The sequence below is a fragment of the Tardiphaga sp. GW821-FHT12E02 genome (assembly GCF_058807155.1).
In genome coordinates this window covers 3,405,182-3,422,436 of the sequence record NZ_JBXAQK010000001.1, presented here as the reverse complement: position 1 = coordinate 3,422,436, position 17,255 = coordinate 3,405,182, and the positions used below count along the sequence as shown (strand labels likewise).

The 17,255-nt window shown below is 63.2% G+C and carries 21 protein-coding genes; 9 read left to right on the top strand and 12 right to left on the bottom strand.

From position 1 onward, the window contains the following. Positions 1 to 74: 74 nt before the first annotated feature. Entirely contained in the window at positions 75 to 1,121 is a 1,047-nt protein-coding gene (locus AC1RQ5_RS16205) for a histone deacetylase family protein (protein ID WP_398476513.1), read from the bottom strand. Positions 1,122 to 1,288: 167 nt separating this feature from the next. Between AC1RQ5_RS16205 and AC1RQ5_RS16200 the strand changes: the two genes are divergently transcribed. The 3 genes from AC1RQ5_RS16200 to AC1RQ5_RS16190 all read left to right on the top strand — a co-directional run bounded on the left by AC1RQ5_RS16200 (position 1,289) and on the right by AC1RQ5_RS16190 (position 3,164). Next, the gene (locus tag AC1RQ5_RS16200) at positions 1,289 to 2,482 is read left to right on the top strand and encodes a serine hydrolase domain-containing protein (RefSeq protein ID WP_493200253.1); all 1,194 of its coding nucleotides are present in this window, start codon (positions 1,289 to 1,291) and stop codon (positions 2,480 to 2,482) included. A 171-nt stretch (positions 2,483 to 2,653) separates the two neighbouring features. Continuing rightward, the gene (locus AC1RQ5_RS16195; RefSeq protein ID WP_398476517.1) at positions 2,654 to 2,908 is read left to right on the top strand and encodes a BrnT family toxin; all 255 of its coding nucleotides are present in this window, start codon (positions 2,654 to 2,656) and stop codon (positions 2,906 to 2,908) included. Then, on the top strand, positions 2,898 to 3,164 hold the full coding sequence (locus AC1RQ5_RS16190; protein ID WP_398476519.1) for a BrnA antitoxin family protein: 267 nt from the start codon (positions 2,898 to 2,900) through the stop codon (positions 3,162 to 3,164). The genes AC1RQ5_RS16195 and AC1RQ5_RS16190 overlap by 11 nt, the downstream gene beginning before the upstream one ends. 103 nt (positions 3,165 to 3,267) lie before the next feature. Here the strand turns inward: AC1RQ5_RS16190 and pyrG are convergent, their stop codons facing one another. From pyrG to AC1RQ5_RS16165, 5 genes are all read right to left on the bottom strand, one after another. Beyond that, positions 3,268 to 4,899, bottom strand: a complete 1,632-nt coding sequence (pyrG, locus tag AC1RQ5_RS16185; protein ID WP_493200251.1) for a CTP synthase — start codon at positions 4,897 to 4,899, stop codon at positions 3,268 to 3,270. 178 nt (positions 4,900 to 5,077) lie between these two features. Further along, positions 5,078 to 5,467 carry a preprotein translocase subunit SecG gene (gene secG / locus AC1RQ5_RS16180; RefSeq protein WP_398476529.1) on the bottom strand — a complete coding sequence of 130 codons (390 nt, stop codon included), beginning with the start codon at positions 5,465 to 5,467 and terminating at the stop codon, positions 5,078 to 5,080. Between the two features lie 169 nt (positions 5,468 to 5,636). After that, positions 5,637 to 6,410 (bottom strand): triose-phosphate isomerase, encoded by a 774-nt coding sequence (gene tpiA, locus AC1RQ5_RS16175; RefSeq protein ID WP_493200248.1) that lies wholly within the window; start codon positions 6,408 to 6,410, stop codon positions 5,637 to 5,639. 64 nt (positions 6,411 to 6,474) lie between these two features. After that, complete coding sequence (locus AC1RQ5_RS16170) at positions 6,475 to 7,062, bottom strand: general stress protein (protein ID WP_398482250.1); 588 nt, start codon at positions 7,060 to 7,062, stop codon at positions 6,475 to 6,477. A 13-nt stretch (positions 7,063 to 7,075) separates the two neighbouring features. After that, a complete protein-coding gene (locus AC1RQ5_RS16165) occupies positions 7,076 to 7,375 on the bottom strand; it encodes a PepSY domain-containing protein (RefSeq protein ID WP_493200246.1) in 300 nt (99 codons plus the stop codon). 230 nt (positions 7,376 to 7,605) lie between these two features. Between AC1RQ5_RS16165 and AC1RQ5_RS16160 the strand changes: the two genes are divergently transcribed. The 4 genes from AC1RQ5_RS16160 to moaC all read left to right on the top strand — a co-directional run bounded on the left by AC1RQ5_RS16160 (position 7,606) and on the right by moaC (position 12,002). Beyond that, positions 7,606 to 9,513, top strand: coding sequence for a peptidylprolyl isomerase (locus AC1RQ5_RS16160; protein WP_493200244.1), 1,908 nt, complete (start codon positions 7,606 to 7,608; stop codon positions 9,511 to 9,513). A 125-nt stretch (positions 9,514 to 9,638) separates the two neighbouring features. Continuing rightward, positions 9,639 to 10,652 (top strand): anthranilate phosphoribosyltransferase, encoded by a 1,014-nt coding sequence (gene trpD, locus AC1RQ5_RS16155; protein WP_493200242.1) that lies wholly within the window; start codon positions 9,639 to 9,641, stop codon positions 10,650 to 10,652. Between the two features lie 13 nt (positions 10,653 to 10,665). Continuing rightward, entirely contained in the window at positions 10,666 to 11,460 is a 795-nt protein-coding gene (gene trpC / locus AC1RQ5_RS16150) for an indole-3-glycerol phosphate synthase TrpC (protein ID WP_493200240.1), read from the top strand. Positions 11,461 to 11,471: 11 nt separating this feature from the next. After that, positions 11,472 to 12,002 (top strand): cyclic pyranopterin monophosphate synthase MoaC, encoded by a 531-nt coding sequence (moaC, locus tag AC1RQ5_RS16145; protein WP_493200239.1) that lies wholly within the window; start codon positions 11,472 to 11,474, stop codon positions 12,000 to 12,002. Between the two features lie 15 nt (positions 12,003 to 12,017). On the opposite strand, the gene AC1RQ5_RS16140 is transcribed toward moaC, so the two are convergent. Both AC1RQ5_RS16140 and AC1RQ5_RS16135 read right to left on the bottom strand, forming a co-directional pair. Further along, the gene (locus AC1RQ5_RS16140) at positions 12,018 to 12,377 is read right to left on the bottom strand and encodes an H-NS histone family protein (RefSeq protein WP_493200237.1); all 360 of its coding nucleotides are present in this window, start codon (positions 12,375 to 12,377) and stop codon (positions 12,018 to 12,020) included. Positions 12,378 to 12,628: 251 nt separating this feature from the next. Then, on the bottom strand, positions 12,629 to 12,784 hold the full coding sequence (locus AC1RQ5_RS16135; protein ID WP_398482265.1) for a hypothetical protein: 156 nt from the start codon (positions 12,782 to 12,784) through the stop codon (positions 12,629 to 12,631). A gap of 208 nt (positions 12,785 to 12,992) precedes the next feature. Here AC1RQ5_RS16135 and AC1RQ5_RS16130 point away from each other — a divergent pair, with 208 nt between their 5' ends. Next, on the top strand, positions 12,993 to 13,628 hold the full coding sequence (locus tag AC1RQ5_RS16130; RefSeq protein WP_493200235.1) for an HAD-IA family hydrolase: 636 nt from the start codon (positions 12,993 to 12,995) through the stop codon (positions 13,626 to 13,628). Positions 13,629 to 13,634: 6 nt separating this feature from the next. On the opposite strand, the gene AC1RQ5_RS16125 is transcribed toward AC1RQ5_RS16130, so the two are convergent. From AC1RQ5_RS16125 to AC1RQ5_RS16110, 4 genes are all read right to left on the bottom strand, one after another. Then, on the bottom strand, positions 13,635 to 14,468 hold the full coding sequence (locus AC1RQ5_RS16125; protein ID WP_493200233.1) for an OmpA/MotB family protein: 834 nt from the start codon (positions 14,466 to 14,468) through the stop codon (positions 13,635 to 13,637). Between the two features lie 91 nt (positions 14,469 to 14,559). Beyond that, a complete protein-coding gene (locus AC1RQ5_RS16120) occupies positions 14,560 to 15,300 on the bottom strand; it encodes a CbtA family protein (protein ID WP_493200231.1) in 741 nt (246 codons plus the stop codon). 12 nt (positions 15,301 to 15,312) lie between these two features. Continuing rightward, positions 15,313 to 15,495, bottom strand: a complete 183-nt coding sequence (locus AC1RQ5_RS16115) for a CbtB domain-containing protein (protein ID WP_398482273.1) — start codon at positions 15,493 to 15,495, stop codon at positions 15,313 to 15,315. Between the two features lie 28 nt (positions 15,496 to 15,523). Then, positions 15,524 to 15,844: a hypothetical protein gene (locus AC1RQ5_RS16110; protein ID WP_493200229.1), complete on the bottom strand. Its 321-nt coding sequence runs from the start codon at positions 15,842 to 15,844 to the stop codon at positions 15,524 to 15,526. Between the two features lie 117 nt (positions 15,845 to 15,961). On the opposite strand from AC1RQ5_RS16110, the gene AC1RQ5_RS16105 reads away from it, so the two are divergent. Further along, entirely contained in the window at positions 15,962 to 17,167 is a 1,206-nt protein-coding gene (locus AC1RQ5_RS16105) for a molybdopterin molybdotransferase MoeA (protein ID WP_493200227.1), read from the top strand. The last annotated feature ends 88 nt before the right edge of the window (positions 17,168 to 17,255 follow it).

The following is a 17,255-nucleotide window of genomic DNA, read 5'->3' as shown; positions in this document are numbered from 1 at the left end:
TGAGCGAAGCGTCATCCGCCGGCCGATCTCGCGGCGGAGACTAAGCGGCGGATGACGGCTTCGCCTCATCCGCCCTACGCTTGTCCAAACCCTGTCAGGAAGGAATCCAGGCAATCCTGGATCGCATCGATGCCGTAGCCGCCCTCCTGCACGACCAGCGTCGGCAGATCGAGTGATTGCATCTTGCTGCCAACGCTTCCGAAGTCCTTTGCTTCGAGTTTGAAGATGCCAATCGGATCATCGCGATGCGCATCGAAGCCGAGAGCCACGACAAGCGCATCGGCGCCAAATGCGCGCACGGCTTCGATCGCCTTGTCGAGTGCTCCATTCATCTCGGCGCCGCCGGCGCCCGCAGCAAGCGGCAGATTGAGATTGCAGCCCTCGCCTGCGCCGTAGCCGGTCTCATTCGCAAAACCGGTATAGAAAGGCACGAAGTCGATGGGATCGCCATGGATCGAAATCGTCAGCACGTCCGGCCGCGTGTAGAAGATCTGCTGCGTGCCGTCACCATGGTGGATATCCACATCGATGATCGCAACCTTGCCGAAGCGGCTGCGCAGTCTTTGCGCCGCGATCGCGCTATTGTTGAGATAGCAGAAACCGGTGCCACGATCGGCACGGGCATGATGGCCCGACGGCCGGCACAATGCATAGGCTGAGCGATCACCTGCGAGGATCGCATCTGCGGCCGTCACTGCCGTTTCCGACGAGCGCAGAATGGAGCGCCAGCTGTCAGGACCCATCGGCACGGAAAGATCGCCGAGATACCAGCCGACCTGCCCGATGAAGCCCGTGGACGGACAATCCGGCCGCGCCGTCTCTTCCACGCGCCCGCTCCAGTACGGGAAATATTGCGGCCACACTTCCGGCCCGTGGTCGGGCAACTTCGCCCAGTTCTCCCAGGCAGTTTCCAGAAAGCGAACGTAAGCGGCAGTGTGCACCGTCAGCGCTGGTGCGGTGCCGTGTTCGGCCGGCATCTCAGGCTGAATGCCATGACGCGCCAAGGCGCCGAGCAATCGCTCAGTGCGCACAGGCGAATCCTTGATCGGCACGAAACGGCCATAACGCATGAATTGCTGCGGCGAGTGGATAGCCTGGTCCGGATGATAGAAAGCGCGCATGGAAATCTCCTTGGGTCGTGCCGATGAGTTAGCAGACCAGGCCATCGTCGCCAACGCTCCCGCCCGGCGGAAAACGCTGATGTGCTTCCCGCGATCAACGCCCCTCGACGGCTCCGACGTAAACGGTCAGACTTCGCATCGTTGTTCGTTCTCTGGAGATGTTGCTGATGCCGTCTGCGCTGATGTCCGGTTTCCCGTCCGTCCCGACCGATCAGGTCACTCTGGCCAACTGGCGCGCCGGCCCGTTCAACAAATGGGCATTTCATCATGTACGGGATGTTGTGCCGTCCGCCGATATTCCCAACGCCTCTGGTGATGTCTGGCAATTGGATTCCCGCCCGAGCGATCTCTCCTCGCTATCAATCGAACATGACGGCGTCAGCTATTCGATCGAGACACTGCTCGACGCCACCGACACGGATGGCATCGCGATCCTGCATCGCGGCAAGGTGATCTTCGAGCGCTACGCGAATGGCATGACCGCCAACACACCGCACATTTTGATGTCGGTGTCGAAGTCCATGACCGCGCTTGTGGCCGGCATCCTGGTTGAAGAAGGCGTCCTCGACCCGAAGCAATCCGTCGTCTCGATCATTCCGGAACTGCGTGGCTCCGTCTATTCCGATGCCAGTGTCCGCCATGTTCTGGATATGCGCGTGGGTCTTCGCTTCGACGAGAACTATCTCGCCACATCCGGCCCGATCGTCGAATACCGCAAATCGACTGGCTGGAATCCGCTGGGTCCGGGTGAAACGCCAAGCGACCTGCGCAGTTTCCTGACCAGTCTGAAAGATCGCGAAGGTCCGGATGGCGGCCCCTTCCATTACGTGTCGCCCAATTCAGACCTGCTGGGCTGGATCATCGAGCGCGCGGCGGGCAAGCGCTTCGCCGATTTGATGAGTGCACATCTATGGCAGCCGATGGGCGCGCAAAACTCTGCCTATGTCACCGTCGATCGCTTCGGTGCGCCGCGCTGCGCCGGCGGCATCTGCACCACGGTGCTGGACCTCGCGCGTGTCGGACAACTCATCCTGCAAGGCGGCAGTCGCAACAGCACGTCGATCATCCCATCCGCCTGGATCGACGACATCCTCACGAATGGCGATCCAGCCGCCTGGACGGCCGGCGACCTCGCCCCCTATTTCGGCCGCCGATCGATGCACTATCGCAACAAATGGTATGTGCTGCGCGATAGACGGATGGCGCTCGGCCTTGGCATTCACGGCCAGCACATCTTCGTCGAGCCAGCGAAGGAGCTGGTGATCGCGAAACTGTCGTCGCAGGCGTCGCCGCTGGACGCGAACCGCACGGAGATGACACTGCGGTTCGCTGAGGCCGTGAGCGATTACGTTGGTGAATAACTAAGAGACGTCAGGACTAAGCTTCACGACACAAAGCGACATGTGGCTATCAGAGGCTCGCGGCATCCGCGCTGCTTGTCGAGCGCTCGCCACACTATTCAACCCTTGATATTCAACGAACAGGAAAACATCCTAAGGCTTGACCACCAATACCAAATCGTATATACGATAATGATCGATTTCGATCCAACCAAGGAAGTCAAAAACCTGAATAAGCATCAGGTCTCGCTCACGCGATGGGTCGATATCGACATGAAGAAAACCTATGTCGACGACCGACGCGACTATGGCGAAATACGCTACCGTGGCTACGGCTACATCGACGGCCTTGCACACTGTTTGGTTTTTACTGTGCGCAACGGCGAGGTGCGCCCCATCAGTCTACGGCGCGCGCATGCCAAGGAGATGAAGCGTTATGCACCGTAAATTGAAAGAACCGATCTTCGACGTGGACAACCCGGAATGGACCGAAGAAGATTTCGCGAAAGCGCGCCCGCCCGAGGAGGTCTTGCCTCCGGAGATTTTGGCTCAGTTCAAGAACACACGCGGCCCGCAAAAGGCACCGACCAAGATCCCCGTCTCGCTGCGCCTCAGCGCCGATGTCGTGAAGCATTTCAAGGACACCGGGCCCGGCTGGCAAAGCCGGATCGATGATGCCTTACGCAAGATCGCAAAAGTGTAGTTGAGCCGCAGGGCGGATGAGCGAAGCGTAATCCGCCGGCCTAGTATGCGCGCGTGTGGCGAAGAACGGCCGATTACGGCTGCGCTTAATCCGCCCTACGCCATCACACCAAGCGGCTCTGCGCCGCCGCTGCCTTGATGAAGCTCGCGAACAGCGGATGCGGCTCGAACGGACGCGACTTCAACTCGGGATGATACTGGACGCCGATGAACCATGGGTGGTTCTCGTATTCCACGATCTCCGGCAGCACACCGTCCGGCGACAGGCCGGAGAATTTCAGCCCGTGCTTCTCCAGCCGCTCCTTATAGGCCGTGTTGACCTCGTAGCGATGGCGATGGCGCTCGGAGATGTCGGTGACGCCGCCATAGACTTCGGAGACCTTGCTGCCTTTGGTCAGGGTCGCCGGATAGGCGCCGAGACGCATGGTACCGCCGAGATCGCCGGCATTGGTGCGCTTTTCCAGTTCGTTGCCGCGCAGCCATTCGGTCATCAAGCCGACCACGGGCTCGGACGTCTCGCCGAATTCGGTGGAGTTGGCGTCCTTGATGCCGGCGAGGTTTCGCGCGGCTTCGATGACCGCCATCTGCATGCCGAAGCAGATGCCGAAATACGGCACGTTGCGCTCGCGCGCGAACTGCGCCGCGCGGATCTTGCCCTCGGCACCGCGCTGGCCGAAGCCGCCGGGCACCATGATTCCGTTGACGTGTTCGAGGAACGGCGCCGGGTCTTCGTTCTCGAAGACCTCGCTCTCGATCCAGTCGAGATTGACCTTCACCTTGTTGGCGATGCCGCCATGGGAGAGCGCTTCGATCAGCGACTTATAGGCGTCCTTCATGCCGGTATATTTGCCGACAATGGCGATGGTCACGGCGCCTTCCGGATTGCGGACGCGCTCGTTGATCACATGCCAGGATTTGAGCTGCGGCTCGTCATCGACCTTGATGCCGAAAGCGGCCAGCACCTCGGTATCGAGGCCGGCCTTGTGATAGGCCTCGGGCACCGCATAGATGTTGTCGACGTCGCGCGCCTCGATCACGGCGCTTTCGCGGACGTTGCAGAACAGGCCGAGCTTGCGGCGCTCTTCCGTCGGAATGTCACGGTCGCAGCGGCACAGCAGGATGTCCGGCTGGATGCCGATGGAACGCAGCTCCTTGACCGAATGCTGGGTCGGCTTGGTCTTCAGCTCGCCCGCGCTAGGGATATAGGGCAGCAGCGTCAGGTGCACGAAAATGGTGTCGCCGCGCGGCAGGTCGTTGCGCAGCTGGCGGATCGCCTCGAAGAACGGCAGGCCCTCGATATCGCCGACGGTGCCGCCGATTTCCACCAGCACGAAGTCATAACCGTCATTGTCCGAGAGGACGAAATCCTTGATGGCGTTGGTGACATGCGGGATCACCTGGATGGTGGCGCCCAGATAGTCGCCGCGCCGTTCCTTGGTGAGGATGTCCTGATAGATGCGCCCGGTGGTGATGTTGTCCTTCTTGGTGGCAGGACGACCAGTGAAGCGCTCGTAGTGGCCGAGGTCGAGATCGGTCTCGGCGCCGTCGTCGGTGACGAACACCTCGCCGTGCTGATACGGCGACATCGTGCCGGGATCGAGATTGAGGTACGGGTCGAGCTTGCGAAGCCGGACCTTGTAGCCACGAGTCTGCAAGAGCGCGCCTAACGCCGCTGAAGCCAGACCTTTACCGAGCGAGGAGACCACGCCGCCGGTGATGAAAATGTACCGCGCCATGGGACTTAACCTTTAAGGCCTTGATCTCGATTCGCCAAAACGAATCGCAGCACCCGACCGATATCCGGCGAGGCTGTGGGTGACTGGAATTCCGAAATGATAACAGCCCCTTGATGGGGGCTGTTGAGGCAGGATGGAAGCACCCATCCTGCATGGCGCCAATGCGTTAGCGCGCAAATTACCGCGATTGCGGTGCCTGCGGCGCACTCGGCGCCTGCTGCTCGTCCGCCTTCTTCAGCGTATCGAGAAGACCGCCCGAGGACGGGGCGCTCAACGGCGACGACGGAGCACCCTGGGTGGCCGGCGCGCCGGTCGGCAGCAATGAGCTCGGACCGCGATTATAAGTCGCCAGCCAGGACAGGAACATGGAGGTCAGGAAGAAGCCGACCGCCAGGAACGCCGTGGTGCGGGTCAGCAGGTTCGCCGTGCCGCGGCCGGTCATGAACCCGCCGCCACCACCGCCACCGCTGCCGATACCCAGGCCACCGCCTTCGGACTTCTGCAGCAGAACGACGCCGATCAGGGCGGCCACGATCATGAGGTGGATAACGATAATGACGCTTTGCATCGTGTCCTTCCATCGCAAGCACGCCGCGCCGATCGCCGGCTGCAGTCCCAGTGCTTACGGGGTTTGAATCTGCAGGTGTCTACACGAGGAAGGTTGAAATTGCCAACCCTTTGGGCGGCAATCGCAAACCTCCCCATGCGACGAAATCGGCCAGAGCTTTAGAGGGGATTTATGGACACCCGGCGGCAATTGCCAGGAAGTCTGCCGCCTTCAGGCTGGCACCACCGACCAATGCGCCATTCACATTCGGCACCGCCATCAGTTCCTTGGCATTTGAAGGCTTCACCGAACCGCCATACAGGATCTTGATCGAGGGACCCTCGTTCTTGAAACGCTGGTTGAGGTGTTCGCGGATAAACTTATGAACTTGCTCAACATCCTTGGCAGTCGGCGTCAGGCCGGTACCGATCGCCCAGACCGGTTCATAGGCCACGATCAGGTTGCCGGAGGTGCAGTCATCCGGCAGCGAGCCCTTGAGCTGGGTGCCGCAGACATCGAGGGTCTTGCCCGCATCGCGCTCGGCCTGGGTTTCGCCGATGCAAACGATCGCCGTGACGCCGGCACGCCAGGCGGCCAGCGCCTTGTCGCGCACCACGGCGTCGGTCTCGCCATGATCGGCACGGCGCTCGGAATGGCCGACAATGATGGCAGTCGCGCCCGCATCGGCCAGCATTTCGGCCGCGACATCACCTGTATGGGCCCCTGAAGCCTTGGCGTGGCAATCCTGCGCGCCTACCGTGACCGTGTGCTTGCCCTCCTGCCCGAAGCTCGACGCCTTGTCAGCAAAACCAGCCAGCAGCGTCACCGGCGGACAAACCAGAAGATCAGCCTTTTCCAACACTTCCGGCGCACCGCGAAGCATTGCCTCGAACTCGCTCAGAGACGCTTTCAGGCCGTTCATCTTCCAATTGCCAGCGATCAACGGACGAACGGCATCGGTCATGAGGTGCTTCCTGTAACAAGGGGATGTGACGAGGCCCTTGAGCTAACAGAGCCGGACGGAGGGCTCAAGCTGGCCCGGTGCCGCGCTTGCCGCGGTGACGGCTGATCTCGTCCGCCGTCAAGTCCGGCGCCTTGGGATCAAAGCCGTGCCAGCCGGTCGCGGTGAGTTCGTTGCGACGGGTGGCGATATCCACAGAGGACGGATTCAGGATCGCCTCGAACCTGTCTTTATCGTCCGCTTGGACTTTGGCGCTGACCAGCGAACCACCGCGGCGGATACTTTCGGCATAGACCTCGGCCTCGTTCACCGCGACGCCAGCTTCCGCCAACATGCCGATGGCACCTCCAGCGGCGCCGGCTACGGCCGCGCCCGTGGCAGCTGCTGCGAACCAGCCGGCGGCCACGACGGGACCCAGGCCGGGAATGGCCAGCAGGCCCAGCCCGGCCAGCAGGCCACCGAATCCGCCAAAGCCAGCGCCGATGGCCGCCCCCTTACCCGCGCCCGCGGCATAATCGGGCGCGTACCATTTGTCGGCGTTGTTCGCGATGACGCTGATGTCGTCATCCGCAACGCCGGCTTCGCGCAGCTGGCTCACGGCCGATTGCGCGTCGGCGTAATCATCGAACAGGCGGGAAATCGTCACTTTGGTCATGAGCTCTTCCGCCTCACTCCGGCTGCGCCAAGACGTTGCCTTTGAAATCGACGCTGACGCGGACCCGCTTGGTGCCGCTCATGGCGGTCCCGCGCCAGATCCCCTGGCTGTCATTCATGAGCTGGGAAACGTCGGAATAGCCTTGGGATTTCAACAGGTCACGGGCCTGTCCTTCGGAAAAACTGTTGGCGCCCGCGGCCAGCGGCTGCGCCACGCTCGGATTTTCCATAGCCGGGTTTTGCTGCGCCCATCCCGGCGCTAGCGCCAGCCAGAGGCCGGCGGCGGCCACCCCCGCTTGCACCCGAATCCACATAACGCCTCCCGACCGGCCTTTTGCCTTGCCGCATCAAGCGGTGACGCCGCCAAAAGTTCCATTGGTTGAAACCCGGCCAAGCGCCTGAAACCGCTTCAATCCGTCCCGTCCGGTCCGGTTGCGACGGGGGGGTTGCCACTTTATGATGCGCGTCCTATTCGGCGATGGCTGCAAGCGGCTCCAGCCGCTGGCGCAAGCCGGTTCCCCTCCTGACAGACAAGATTGGCCCCATGCTTCGAGGAATGCGCAAAGCGTCATCCAATTGGATTGGCAAGACGATTATGACCGTCGTGATGGGCGTGCTGATCGTCAGCTTCGGCGTCTGGGGTATCGGCGATGCCTTCAAGGGCTCGAGCCAAACCAAGGTCGCCACCATCGGCTCGACCGATGTCACCACCGAGCAGTTCCGCCAGTTGTTCAGCGACAAGCTGCAGCAGATCGGCCGTCAGTTCGGCCGTCCGCTGACGCCGGATCAGGCGCGCGCCTTCGGCCTCGACCGCCAGGTGCTGCAGCAGGTCATCGCCGAAGCCGCCCTCGACGAGGACGCCCGCCGCAAGGGCCTCGGCGTGTCCGATCAGGAAGTGCTGCGTCAGATCATGGCCGATCCCAACTTCCAGGGCATGAACGGCCAGTTCGACGGCGCCCGCTTCCAGCAGGTGATCCGGTCGCTCGGCTATACCGAGGCGCGCTATATCGCCGAGCAGCGCAAGGTTTCGCTGCGCCGCCAGATCGCATCCACGGTCACCACCGGCGTCGATACGCCGAAGCCCATGGTCGAGGCGCTTAGCCGTTACCAGAACGAAACGCGCACCATCGATTACGTGAAGCTCGACGCCGCCCAGGCAGGTACCATCGAGGCGCCCTCGCCAGAGGTCCTCGCCACCTATTTTAACGAGCGCAAGACCCAGTTCCGCGCCCCCGAATATCGCAAGATCGCCTTCCTTGCTTTGACGCCGGAAGAGATGGCGAAATGGTCCACGGTGTCGGACGAGGACGCGAAGAAGCTCTACGACGATCGCAAGGACCGCATCTCGACGCCGGAACAGCGCCAGATCTCGCAGATCGTGTTCCCGAATGCCGAGGAAGCCCAGGCGGCCCGCGCCAAGCTGAATGACAGCTTCTCCTTCGACGATCTCGCCAAGGAACGCGGCCTGAAGCCGGCCGACGTCGAACTGGGCCTGGTCAGCCGCGCCGGTATTCTCGATCCGAATGTGGCCGATGCCGCCTTCTCGCTGGGGCCGGATTCGATCAGCCAGCCGGTGACCGGCCGTTTCGGCACCACCATCGTCAAGGTCGGCAAGGTCCAGGCCGGCACCACGCCGAGCTATGACAGCGTCGCCGCGACCATCAAGCGCGACCTCGCCATAGAGCGCGCGCGCGCCGTCGTCAACGAGATGCACAACAAGGTCGAGGACGAGCGTGGCGGCGGTGCCAACATCGTCGATGCCGCGAAGAAACTGAATCTGTCGGCCGTCACCATCGAGGCGGTCGATCGTTCGGGCCAGGGCCCGGATGGCAAGCCCGTCACCGGCCTGCCCGCCAATACGGATATCGTTGCGCAGGCCTTCAACAGCGATGTGGGCGTGGACAATGACGCCATCCAGGTCGGCGGTGGTTACATCTGGTACGACGTGCTCGGCATCACGCCGGCACGCGACCGTACCCTCGACGAGGTCAAGGCGCAGGTGGAAACCCGCTGGCGCGAGGACGAGATCACCAAGCGCCTGCGCACCAAGGCCGAGGACATGGTCAAGAAGCTCGACGGCGGCGCCAAGCTCGCCGACGAAGCGGCAGCGGCTGGCCTCAAGGTGATCACCTCGGCGCCGTTCAAGCGCGATGCCACCGTGGCGGATCTTTCGCCAGGCGTGATCCAGGCCGTGTTCCGCGGCGTCAAGGATGCCGCCGGCCAGGCGCCGGGCGCCGGCACGTCGGACTGGATCGTGTACCGCATCATCGACATCACGGCGCCGACCATCGACATGGCCTCGGATGATGCCAAGAAGCTGAAGGAATCCCTGCAGCGCGGGCTGACCGACGAACTGGTGGCGCAATACATCACCAAGCTCGAGCAGCAGGTCGGTACCAAGATCAATCAGGAAGCGTTTGCGCTGGCGACCGGCGCGACGAGCAACAACTGATCTCAAGATCGTAGGATGGGTTGAGCGAAGCGATACCCATCACGGCCGGGCGCCTGCGGTGATGGGTATCGCTGACGCTCAACCCATCCTACAAGAATGCATCGCATCACTTTCGGAAGCATCCCATGGACAATCTTCGGGCCATCATTGCAAAGGTCGCCACCGGCGCCTCGCTGACGCGCGAGGAATCGTCGGCCGCTTTCGACAGCATGATGTCGGGCGAAGCGACGCCCTCGCAGATGGGCGCGCTGTTGATGGGCCTGCGCGTCCGCGGCGAGACCGTGGATGAGATTACCGGTGCCGTCGAAGTGATGCGCGCCAAGATGCTGCGCGTCACCGCGCCGGCCGACGCCGTCGATATCGTTGGCACCGGCGGTGACGGTTCGGGTTCCGTCAACGTCTCGACCTGCGCATCCTTCATCGTCGCCGGCTGCGGCGTGCCGGTGGCCAAGCATGGCAACCGCGCGCTGTCGTCGAAATCCGGCGCCGCCGACGTGCTGGCCGCGCTCGGCGTCAACATCGATCTCAAGCCTGCCGATGTCAGCCGCTGCGCCACCGAGGCCGGGATCGGCTTCATGTTCGCGCCGGCCCACCACCCCGCGATGAAGAATGTCGGCCCGACCCGCGTCGAGCTCGCCACCCGCACCATCTTCAACCTGCTCGGCCCGCTCTCCAATCCGGCCGGCGTGAAATATCAGATGGTCGGCGTATTCTCGCGGCAATGGGTGCAGCCGCTGGCGCAGGTGCTGAAGAATCTCGGCGCCGCCCGCGCCTGGGTGGTGCACGGCTCCGACGGCCTTGACGAGATCACCCTCACCGGCCCAACCTTCGTGTCATCGCTGGAGAACGGCCAGATCACCAATTTCGAGATCAAGCCGGAAGACGCGGGCCTGCCCTATGTCACTCCGGAATCGCTCAAGGGCGGCGATGCCAAGGCCAACGCCGCCTCGCTGCAGGCGGTGCTCGACGGCAAGCCAAGCGCGTTCCGTGATGTGGCGCTGTTCAATGCCGCGGCGGCGCTGCTGGTTGCCGGCAAGGCCAGGGACATCAAGGAAGGTGTCGCCATGGGCCAGACGTCCATCGACAGCGGCGCGGCGCTCGCCAAGCTGAAGCAACTCGTGGCCGTCTCCAACGCCTGACGGATCGAACGATATGTCCGACATCCTCACCAAGATCGAAGCCTACAAGCGCGAGGAAATCGCCAAGGCGAAGCGCGAGCATCCGCTCGCCACGCTCGAAGCGCTGGCCAGGACCGCATCGCCGCCGCGCGGCTTCATGACGGCGATCCACCGCAAGCTCGACAAGGGCGACTTCGCGCTGATCGCCGAAGTGAAGAAGGCCTCGCCCTCCAAGGGCCTGATCCGCGACGATTTCGATCCCCCCTCACTCGCCAAGGCCTATGAAGACGGCGGGGCGGCTTGCCTCTCGGTGCTCACCGATACGCCGTCGTTCCAGGGCCATATCGATTTCATGGTGGCCGCGCGCGCCGCCACCAAACTGCCCGTGCTGCGCAAGGATTTTCTGTTCGACACGTATCAGGTGGTCGAGGCCCGCGCCCATGGTGCCGATTGCATCCTGATCATCATGGCCGCCCTCGACGACGCGCTCGCTCGCGACATCGAGGACGCCGCCATCGATCATGGCATGGACGTGCTGCTCGAAGTCCATGACGAGGCCGAACTCGAACGCGCGCTGAACCTGCGTTCGCCGATGATCGGCATCAACAACCGCAATCTGCGCACCTTCGAAGTGACGCTTGCGACCAGCGAACGGCTGGCGCCGATGATGCCGAAAGACCGGCTCAAGGTCGGCGAAAGCGGCATTTTTGCACCGGATGATCTGGCACGGCTCGAGCGCGTCGGCATCTCGACCTTCCTGGTCGGCGAGAGCCTGATGCGGCAGGCGGATGTCACGGCCGCGACCAAGACGCTGTTGAAGCGCGCATAGGCACAGTCATCATGGCCAGGAAAACGAAATCCAAAACGCCTCACCCCAAGGCGCCCGCCCTCACCCATATCGACTCCTCCGGCGAAGCCCGCATGGTCGATGTCTCGGCCAAGCCCGCCACCGAACGCGTCGCGGTCGCCGAAGGCCTCGTGATCATGAGCAAGGCCACGCTCGATATGATCGAGTCCGGCAATGCCAAGAAAGGCGACGTGCTCGGCACGGCGCGGATCGCCGGCATCATGGCCGCGAAGCGGACATCGGACCTGATCCCGCTGTGCCATCCCTTGGCCCTGTCGAAGGTCACCGTGGACATTACCCCCGACAAGAAGCTGCCGGGCTGCCGCGTGCGCGCGACAGTGAAGGTGACCGGCCCCACCGGTGTCGAGATGGAAGCGCTCACCGCGGTGTCGGTGGCCTGCCTCACCATCTATGACATGATCAAGGCCGTCGAACGCGGCGTGCAGATCGAGGGCATCCATCTCGTCGAGAAGAAGGGCGGCAAGTCCGGCCACTATCTGGTGACCGACAACGCCATCGACTGATCAAAGGCTGACTGATCAGCCGTGTCTTTGCGCCCGCGCATCGTCGGCATCGACGATGCTGCTATCTGCCTCGATCCGAAACTCATCAAGCCTTCGCCCTGCCGCGAGCTGAAACACCAGCCAGCGCGGACGCAGCCCACGGCCCGACCAGACCTGCGTCGGTCGATCGGGATTGCGATAGAACGGCCCGGCCTTGGGACGCAGCGCCGTCACCGCGCGTTGAGACGACGCCGAAAACTGATCGAGATCGCGCAGCCGCTCATCGATCTCCTGCCGCTGGGCCGCCATCTTGGCCGCCAGCACGATGCGCAGCTCTTCGTGCATCTGCCAGAGCGCATCGATCGACATCGCGCCGAAATTAAAACCTGTCGCCATCTGGTCCCTCTCGTCGCATCAGCGAAAAAAATGGACCGGGACCGCACGCGAGCATGGGGGGTGTTGGCGGCGGTCCCGGCACCACGTTCAAGCGACCGGGCGGGAGGATGAGACATCCGGGTCGGCGAGCGTGGCGGCATCAGAGCTACCAACCGTCCGCCGTCCAAGCGTAAATGCTGCATACGTAATTACGCATGCGAATTGTAACTTTGTGGGTAACCTGAATACCGGCGAAGTCGGGGGTAACAGGCTTAACGGCAGTCGATCCGCCGTTGCGCCTGGATTCGCTGCGGCTGCAATTCATGCACGATCCACGGGCCGACCTGCGCATCGAGATGGCGCTCATAAAGCTTCGTCAGAAAACGGCCGCCGATCGTAACGACGGCCAGAGCGATCAACGTGAACATCCAATAATTCCTTCTTCAATAATAGCTTTGTAACAAACCATTTACGTCTAATAACATTTGAAGTTTCGAACACCTCCTATGCGTGCAGCGCAACAGATGGGTTGATCACGCATCGCGGCGCCCGTCATGAAACGGTGATAGGCTCGTGCTTTCAAAATGTTAGATCGAGCTGATCCAAACTGCTCACATCGTTCGGAATCGCACACAGATGACTCCATCCACCTCGGCCTTCGACGTTTCCTCCATCGATGCCCTGCTGTTCGATCTCGGCCGCGTCGTGATCGACATCGATTTCAAACGCGTGATGCAGGTGTGGATGAACCATGCCGGTCGTGTTCCGGACAACGTCGTTGCGTCTCTCGCGCAGGATGACGTCTACATGCAGCACGAGCGCGGTGAGATTTCAGACGAGGCCTTTTTCGCCCATCTCCGCAAGGAGCTGGACCTCGACATATCGCCGGAGCAATTCCTCGAGGGTTGGAACGCCATTTTCGTCGGTGCGATGCCTGGAATTGACGACCTGCTTCCACGCGCCGCAAAGCGCTGGCCGATCTATGCCTTCTCCAACACCAATCCGGCCCATGTGGCGCATTTTTCGATCGCCCATGCCGATCTGCTCGGTCACTTCCGCGATGTGTTCCTGTCGTCCTCGATCGGCATGCGCAAGCCAGAGCCCGAGAGTTTCGATCACGTCGTGGCGCAAATCGGCGCGCCGGCCGGCCGCATCCTGTTCTTCGACGACTCGCTGGCCAATATCGATGGCGCCCGCGCACGCGGGCTGCAGACCGTCCACGTCACCTCGCCGACCACCGTCGCCGAAACGCTGAAGGCCCTCAGCGTCTGAGCAAAGCTACGGCTTGAGGTTCGGCGGCAGTGACGGGCTTTCGCGGATCAGCGTGATCGTGACGCGCCGGTTGGCCGCCGCCGATGGCGTATCGGGAAACAGCGGCTCGCTGTCGCCCTTGCTCGCGACCAGGAACAACCTGTCGTTCGGAAAACCTTCACGCGCCAGGATCTGCCGCACGGCGTTGGCGCGATCCCATGCGAGGTCGTAGGCATCGCGATAGCCCTGCCCCGGCGGCCCGCCTGCGGCCGTGTGGCCTGTGATGGAAATCCGCAGCGACGTCGCCTTCAACGGCGCCGCCATGCGCTCAATCAGCCGCTGCATCTGCGCCGTCGGCACGCTGGAGCCGTCCGCGAACATCGGGCGCCCTTCCTGATCGGTGATCTGCATATTCACGCCCTGCGGCGTGTCTTCCCACATCAGGCTTTTGGAAATCGCGGCGAGATCCGGCGCATCCTGCAGCGCATGCCGCAATGAGCTACTGGCGCGCAGCAGATTGCGCTCGGCAGCCAGCGCGACATCGGTTGAAGGTTCGCCGTCGGCACCAGGCGTGCCGCTCGCATGCTCAGGCGATACGTGATCCACATGCGCGACCTTGCCTCGGGTGGGCAGGCCATCGAGCTCGATCACGCCGGCATAGCGCGCTTCATGCTTGACGCCGAACGCCTCGCGCATCGAGCCGGCGACAATCGCCATCTTGCCGCGATCGGGCTGGGAAAATGCCAGCATCATGGCGAAGTAGCACATGAGCAGGCTCATCAGATCAGCAAAGGTCACAAACCAGCCGTGGCCCGTGGCGTGGTCACCCCGCTTACCCTTGGACGCTTTGGTTGTGAGCATGGCGTGTCTTCATCCGCACGACGGATGCAACGCCATGCGACCAGACTACTCATATACCCCCAGCCTTAACGGCCGACTAACGGGATACCGCTCAGGCCCGTGCAATGCGCCCATAAGCGAGGCTGGTGACCACGCCGAGCACCGCCCAGAAAATCAGGCCGGTGATGGTGGCCGCGACGACAAAGCTGTGCGCCAGCGACTCCGGCACCTCGGTATGGCCGGCGGGCGCCTGCGGCGCGCCGATCAGATGCGGCAGCACGATCAGCCCCAGGCCGAGCAGCGCGGCCCAGGAGGCGCGACGGAACACCAGCAGCGCGAGGCCGCCTGCGGTGGCGACAGCCGTCGCGATCCACCAGGTCTGGCGCAGGGTCAGATCGGCCACCGGCTGGCCGGGCACTTCCGGCGGCAGTCCGAGACCGGGTGCGGCAACGAACACGACAAAGCCGCCAAGGCCCCAGAACAGGCCCTCGCGCCAATCCACCGGACGGCCGCGCAGCGCAAAGATGCCGGCAAGCAGCAGCGCGAAACCGATAGCGGTCAGAACATTGGCGCCGGCCGTGAAGGCATTGCGCTGAAAACCCTCTTCGGGCTCCCACTCGCCGCCGTGATCGTGGGCAGCGGCAGCCTGCTGATGTCCACCATGATCGTGGCCGGACGCCGCGGGCGCGGCTGCTGGCGTTGCAGCAGGCGCCGGTGCCTCGGCCTTCTTCTCATAGACCTCGGCCTGCTGGATCAGCTTGACGGTGCCGACCATCTGAACGGCCGTCGTGGCCGCACCAGCAACGATCCCGGCGAGCACCGCCGAGAATACGATCGAACGAAAAACGGACATCAGCCTGAGAGATCAGTGGCAGGGAAAGGCGTTGGCGTGACGCACGTCATGGGCCGCATTGTGGACGGCGCTGATATGCGAGAAGCCGACCACGCCGACGACGAACAGCCCGAGCGCCATGGCGAGAACGGCCTGCACGACGACATTGGCGTCGATCGCGGCGGTGGAGAGCTGGGCGGTCTGGGTCTGCTGCATGGGATTCCTCGTCAATTCTGCGGGCAGTTTAGCCGCTTTGTTCCGTTGATGCGACCGCCAATTTCGCCATGGCTCGGGCAAGATCGCGGCTGGTCAGATGCAGATTGGCGTCGGGGGGAAGCCGCGCATGGGCGATCTTGGCGCGGGCTGCGAACTGGAACGCCGTTTCCTGCGCGTGAAAAAACGCCGCACATTCTTCCGGCGTGGGCATGTGCTTCACCAGTGTCCGGAACGCATGCCGATGCACCATGCAGACGCCGCCATGCCCCTCTGGCCGGAACGACAATGCGTCCACATCGCTGCGCCAGCGCAAGACATCGCCAGCGCCCATATCGTACCCGTCGGTCATGCCTCTCTGGTAACGGCATCAGGAGCAATTCCCAAGCCCGCCACCGGCACAACCGACGCTTGCCTCCCCCGCCCGCTCCTTTAAGACGGGCATCCACGCAAATCCGGAGATCCGCCAATGGCCCTGATGCCCTTCACCGACGCCATGGCTGCGATCCTGAACGGTGCCGAAGGCTTGCCCGAGGAAACCGTCACGCTGGAAGACGCATTTCACCGCGTGCTGGCGCGTGATGTCGCCTCGCTGCGCACGCAGCCGCCGGAAGCCATGTCGGCCATGGACGGCTATGCGGTCCGCGCCGCGGATGCGACGCTGGGCGCCAGGCTGAACGTGATCGGCGAGATTTCCGCCGGCAGGCCATTCGACCGTGCTCTCGCCGGCGGCGAAGCGCTGCGGATCTTCACCGGCGGCGTCGTGCCGGCGGGCGCGGACGGCATCGTGATCCAGGAAGACACGACGCGTGACGGCGACATTGTCGTGATCAACGAGGCAGCCACAGCCGGCAAGCACATCCGCGCCGCAGGCGTGGACTTCAAGCAAGGCGATGTGCTGTTGCGCGCAGGACTCCGCCTTACCGATCGTGACCTCGCGCTGGCCGCAGGCATGAACCATCCGAAGCTCCCGGTGCGTCGCCGCCCCGTCGTCGCCATGCTGGCCACCGGCGATGAACTGGTCCTTCCCGGCGCCACGCCCGGCCCCGGCCAGATCGTGCTCTCCAACGGCTATGCTTTGCGTGCGCTGGCGCGCGCTGAAGGCGCCGAGGTGATCGATCTCGGCATCGCCCGCGACACGCTGGAATCCACCACCGCCGCGATCCGGCGCGCTATCGAACTGAACGTCGATGTCCTCATCACCACCGGCGGCGCGTCCGTCGGCGACCACGATCTCGTGCAGCAATCGCTCATCGAGGCCGGCGTCGAGATGGCGTTCTGGAAGATCGCCATGCGGCCGGGCAAGCCGATGATGCATGGCCGCCGCAGTGCCATGCGGGTGATCGGCCTGCCCGGCAATCCCGTCTCGTCCTATGTCTGCGGCTTCCTGTTCATGGTGCCGCTGCTGCGCGCGCTGGCGGGCCGCAGCGAGGTCCAGCATTTTCGCGAAGCCGCCATCCTCGGGCGGGATCTCGCCGGCAACGACCACCGCGAGGATTACCTGCGCACACGCCTCGAATGGCAGGACGACAAACTGGTGGCGACGCCGGTGACGAAGCAGGACTCCTCGCTGCTCGGCAATCTTGCCGTGGCTGAAGGCCTGCTGGTGCGCCCGCCAAACGCCCCGCCCGCCAAGGCCGGCGATCCCTGCCGGATCATTCGCCTTCCGACTTAGCGGAATACCGCGAACCGACACGTTCCTCAGGCGTTGTCCGCCGGGGCATAGCCCATCATAAATTCCGCCGGCCCTCGGTCACCAAGTT

What these genes read in the sequence shown, in the direction of transcription:
- AC1RQ5_RS16170 (WP_398482250.1), bottom strand. Translation starts at nt 7,062, where the DNA reads ATGACCAAAGTGACGATTTCCCGCCTGTTCGATGATTACGCCGACGCG.
- AC1RQ5_RS16195 (WP_398476517.1), top strand. Translation starts at nt 2,654, where the DNA reads ATGATCGATTTCGATCCAACCAAGGAAGTCAAAAACCTGAATAAGCAT.
- AC1RQ5_RS16110 (WP_493200229.1), bottom strand. Translation starts at nt 15,844, where the DNA reads ATGACCGACGGGTACGATATGGGCGCTGGCGATGTCTTGCGCTGGCGC.
- AC1RQ5_RS16140 (WP_493200237.1), bottom strand. Translation starts at nt 12,377, where the DNA reads ATGGCGACAGGTTTTAATTTCGGCGCGATGTCGATCGATGCGCTCTGG.
- AC1RQ5_RS16120 (WP_493200231.1), bottom strand. Translation starts at nt 15,300, where the DNA reads ATGTCCGTTTTTCGTTCGATCGTATTCTCGGCGGTGCTCGCCGGGATC.
- AC1RQ5_RS16105 (WP_493200227.1), top strand. Translation starts at nt 15,962, where the DNA reads ATGGCCCTGATGCCCTTCACCGACGCCATGGCTGCGATCCTGAACGGT.
- AC1RQ5_RS16130 (WP_493200235.1), top strand. Translation starts at nt 12,993, where the DNA reads ATGACTCCATCCACCTCGGCCTTCGACGTTTCCTCCATCGATGCCCTG.
- AC1RQ5_RS16200 (WP_493200253.1), top strand. Translation starts at nt 1,289, where the DNA reads ATGCCGTCTGCGCTGATGTCCGGTTTCCCGTCCGTCCCGACCGATCAG.
- AC1RQ5_RS16205 (WP_398476513.1), bottom strand. Translation starts at nt 1,121, where the DNA reads ATGCGCGCTTTCTATCATCCGGACCAGGCTATCCACTCGCCGCAGCAA.
- AC1RQ5_RS16125 (WP_493200233.1), bottom strand. Translation starts at nt 14,468, where the DNA reads ATGCTCACAACCAAAGCGTCCAAGGGTAAGCGGGGTGACCACGCCACG.
- AC1RQ5_RS16160 (WP_493200244.1), top strand. Translation starts at nt 7,606, where the DNA reads ATGCTTCGAGGAATGCGCAAAGCGTCATCCAATTGGATTGGCAAGACG.
- pyrG (WP_493200251.1), bottom strand. Translation starts at nt 4,899, where the DNA reads ATGGCGCGGTACATTTTCATCACCGGCGGCGTGGTCTCCTCGCTCGGT.
- tpiA (WP_493200248.1), bottom strand. Translation starts at nt 6,410, where the DNA reads ATGACCGATGCCGTTCGTCCGTTGATCGCTGGCAATTGGAAGATGAAC.
- AC1RQ5_RS16115 (WP_398482273.1), bottom strand. Translation starts at nt 15,495, where the DNA reads ATGCAGCAGACCCAGACCGCCCAGCTCTCCACCGCCGCGATCGACGCC.
- AC1RQ5_RS16165 (WP_493200246.1), bottom strand. Translation starts at nt 7,375, where the DNA reads ATGTGGATTCGGGTGCAAGCGGGGGTGGCCGCCGCCGGCCTCTGGCTG.
- secG (WP_398476529.1), bottom strand. Translation starts at nt 5,467, where the DNA reads ATGCAAAGCGTCATTATCGTTATCCACCTCATGATCGTGGCCGCCCTG.
- trpD (WP_493200242.1), top strand. Translation starts at nt 9,639, where the DNA reads ATGGACAATCTTCGGGCCATCATTGCAAAGGTCGCCACCGGCGCCTCG.
- trpC (WP_493200240.1), top strand. Translation starts at nt 10,666, where the DNA reads ATGTCCGACATCCTCACCAAGATCGAAGCCTACAAGCGCGAGGAAATC.
- AC1RQ5_RS16135 (WP_398482265.1), bottom strand. Translation starts at nt 12,784, where the DNA reads ATGTTCACGTTGATCGCTCTGGCCGTCGTTACGATCGGCGGCCGTTTT.
- AC1RQ5_RS16190 (WP_398476519.1), top strand. Translation starts at nt 2,898, where the DNA reads ATGCACCGTAAATTGAAAGAACCGATCTTCGACGTGGACAACCCGGAA.
- moaC (WP_493200239.1), top strand. Translation starts at nt 11,472, where the DNA reads ATGGCCAGGAAAACGAAATCCAAAACGCCTCACCCCAAGGCGCCCGCC.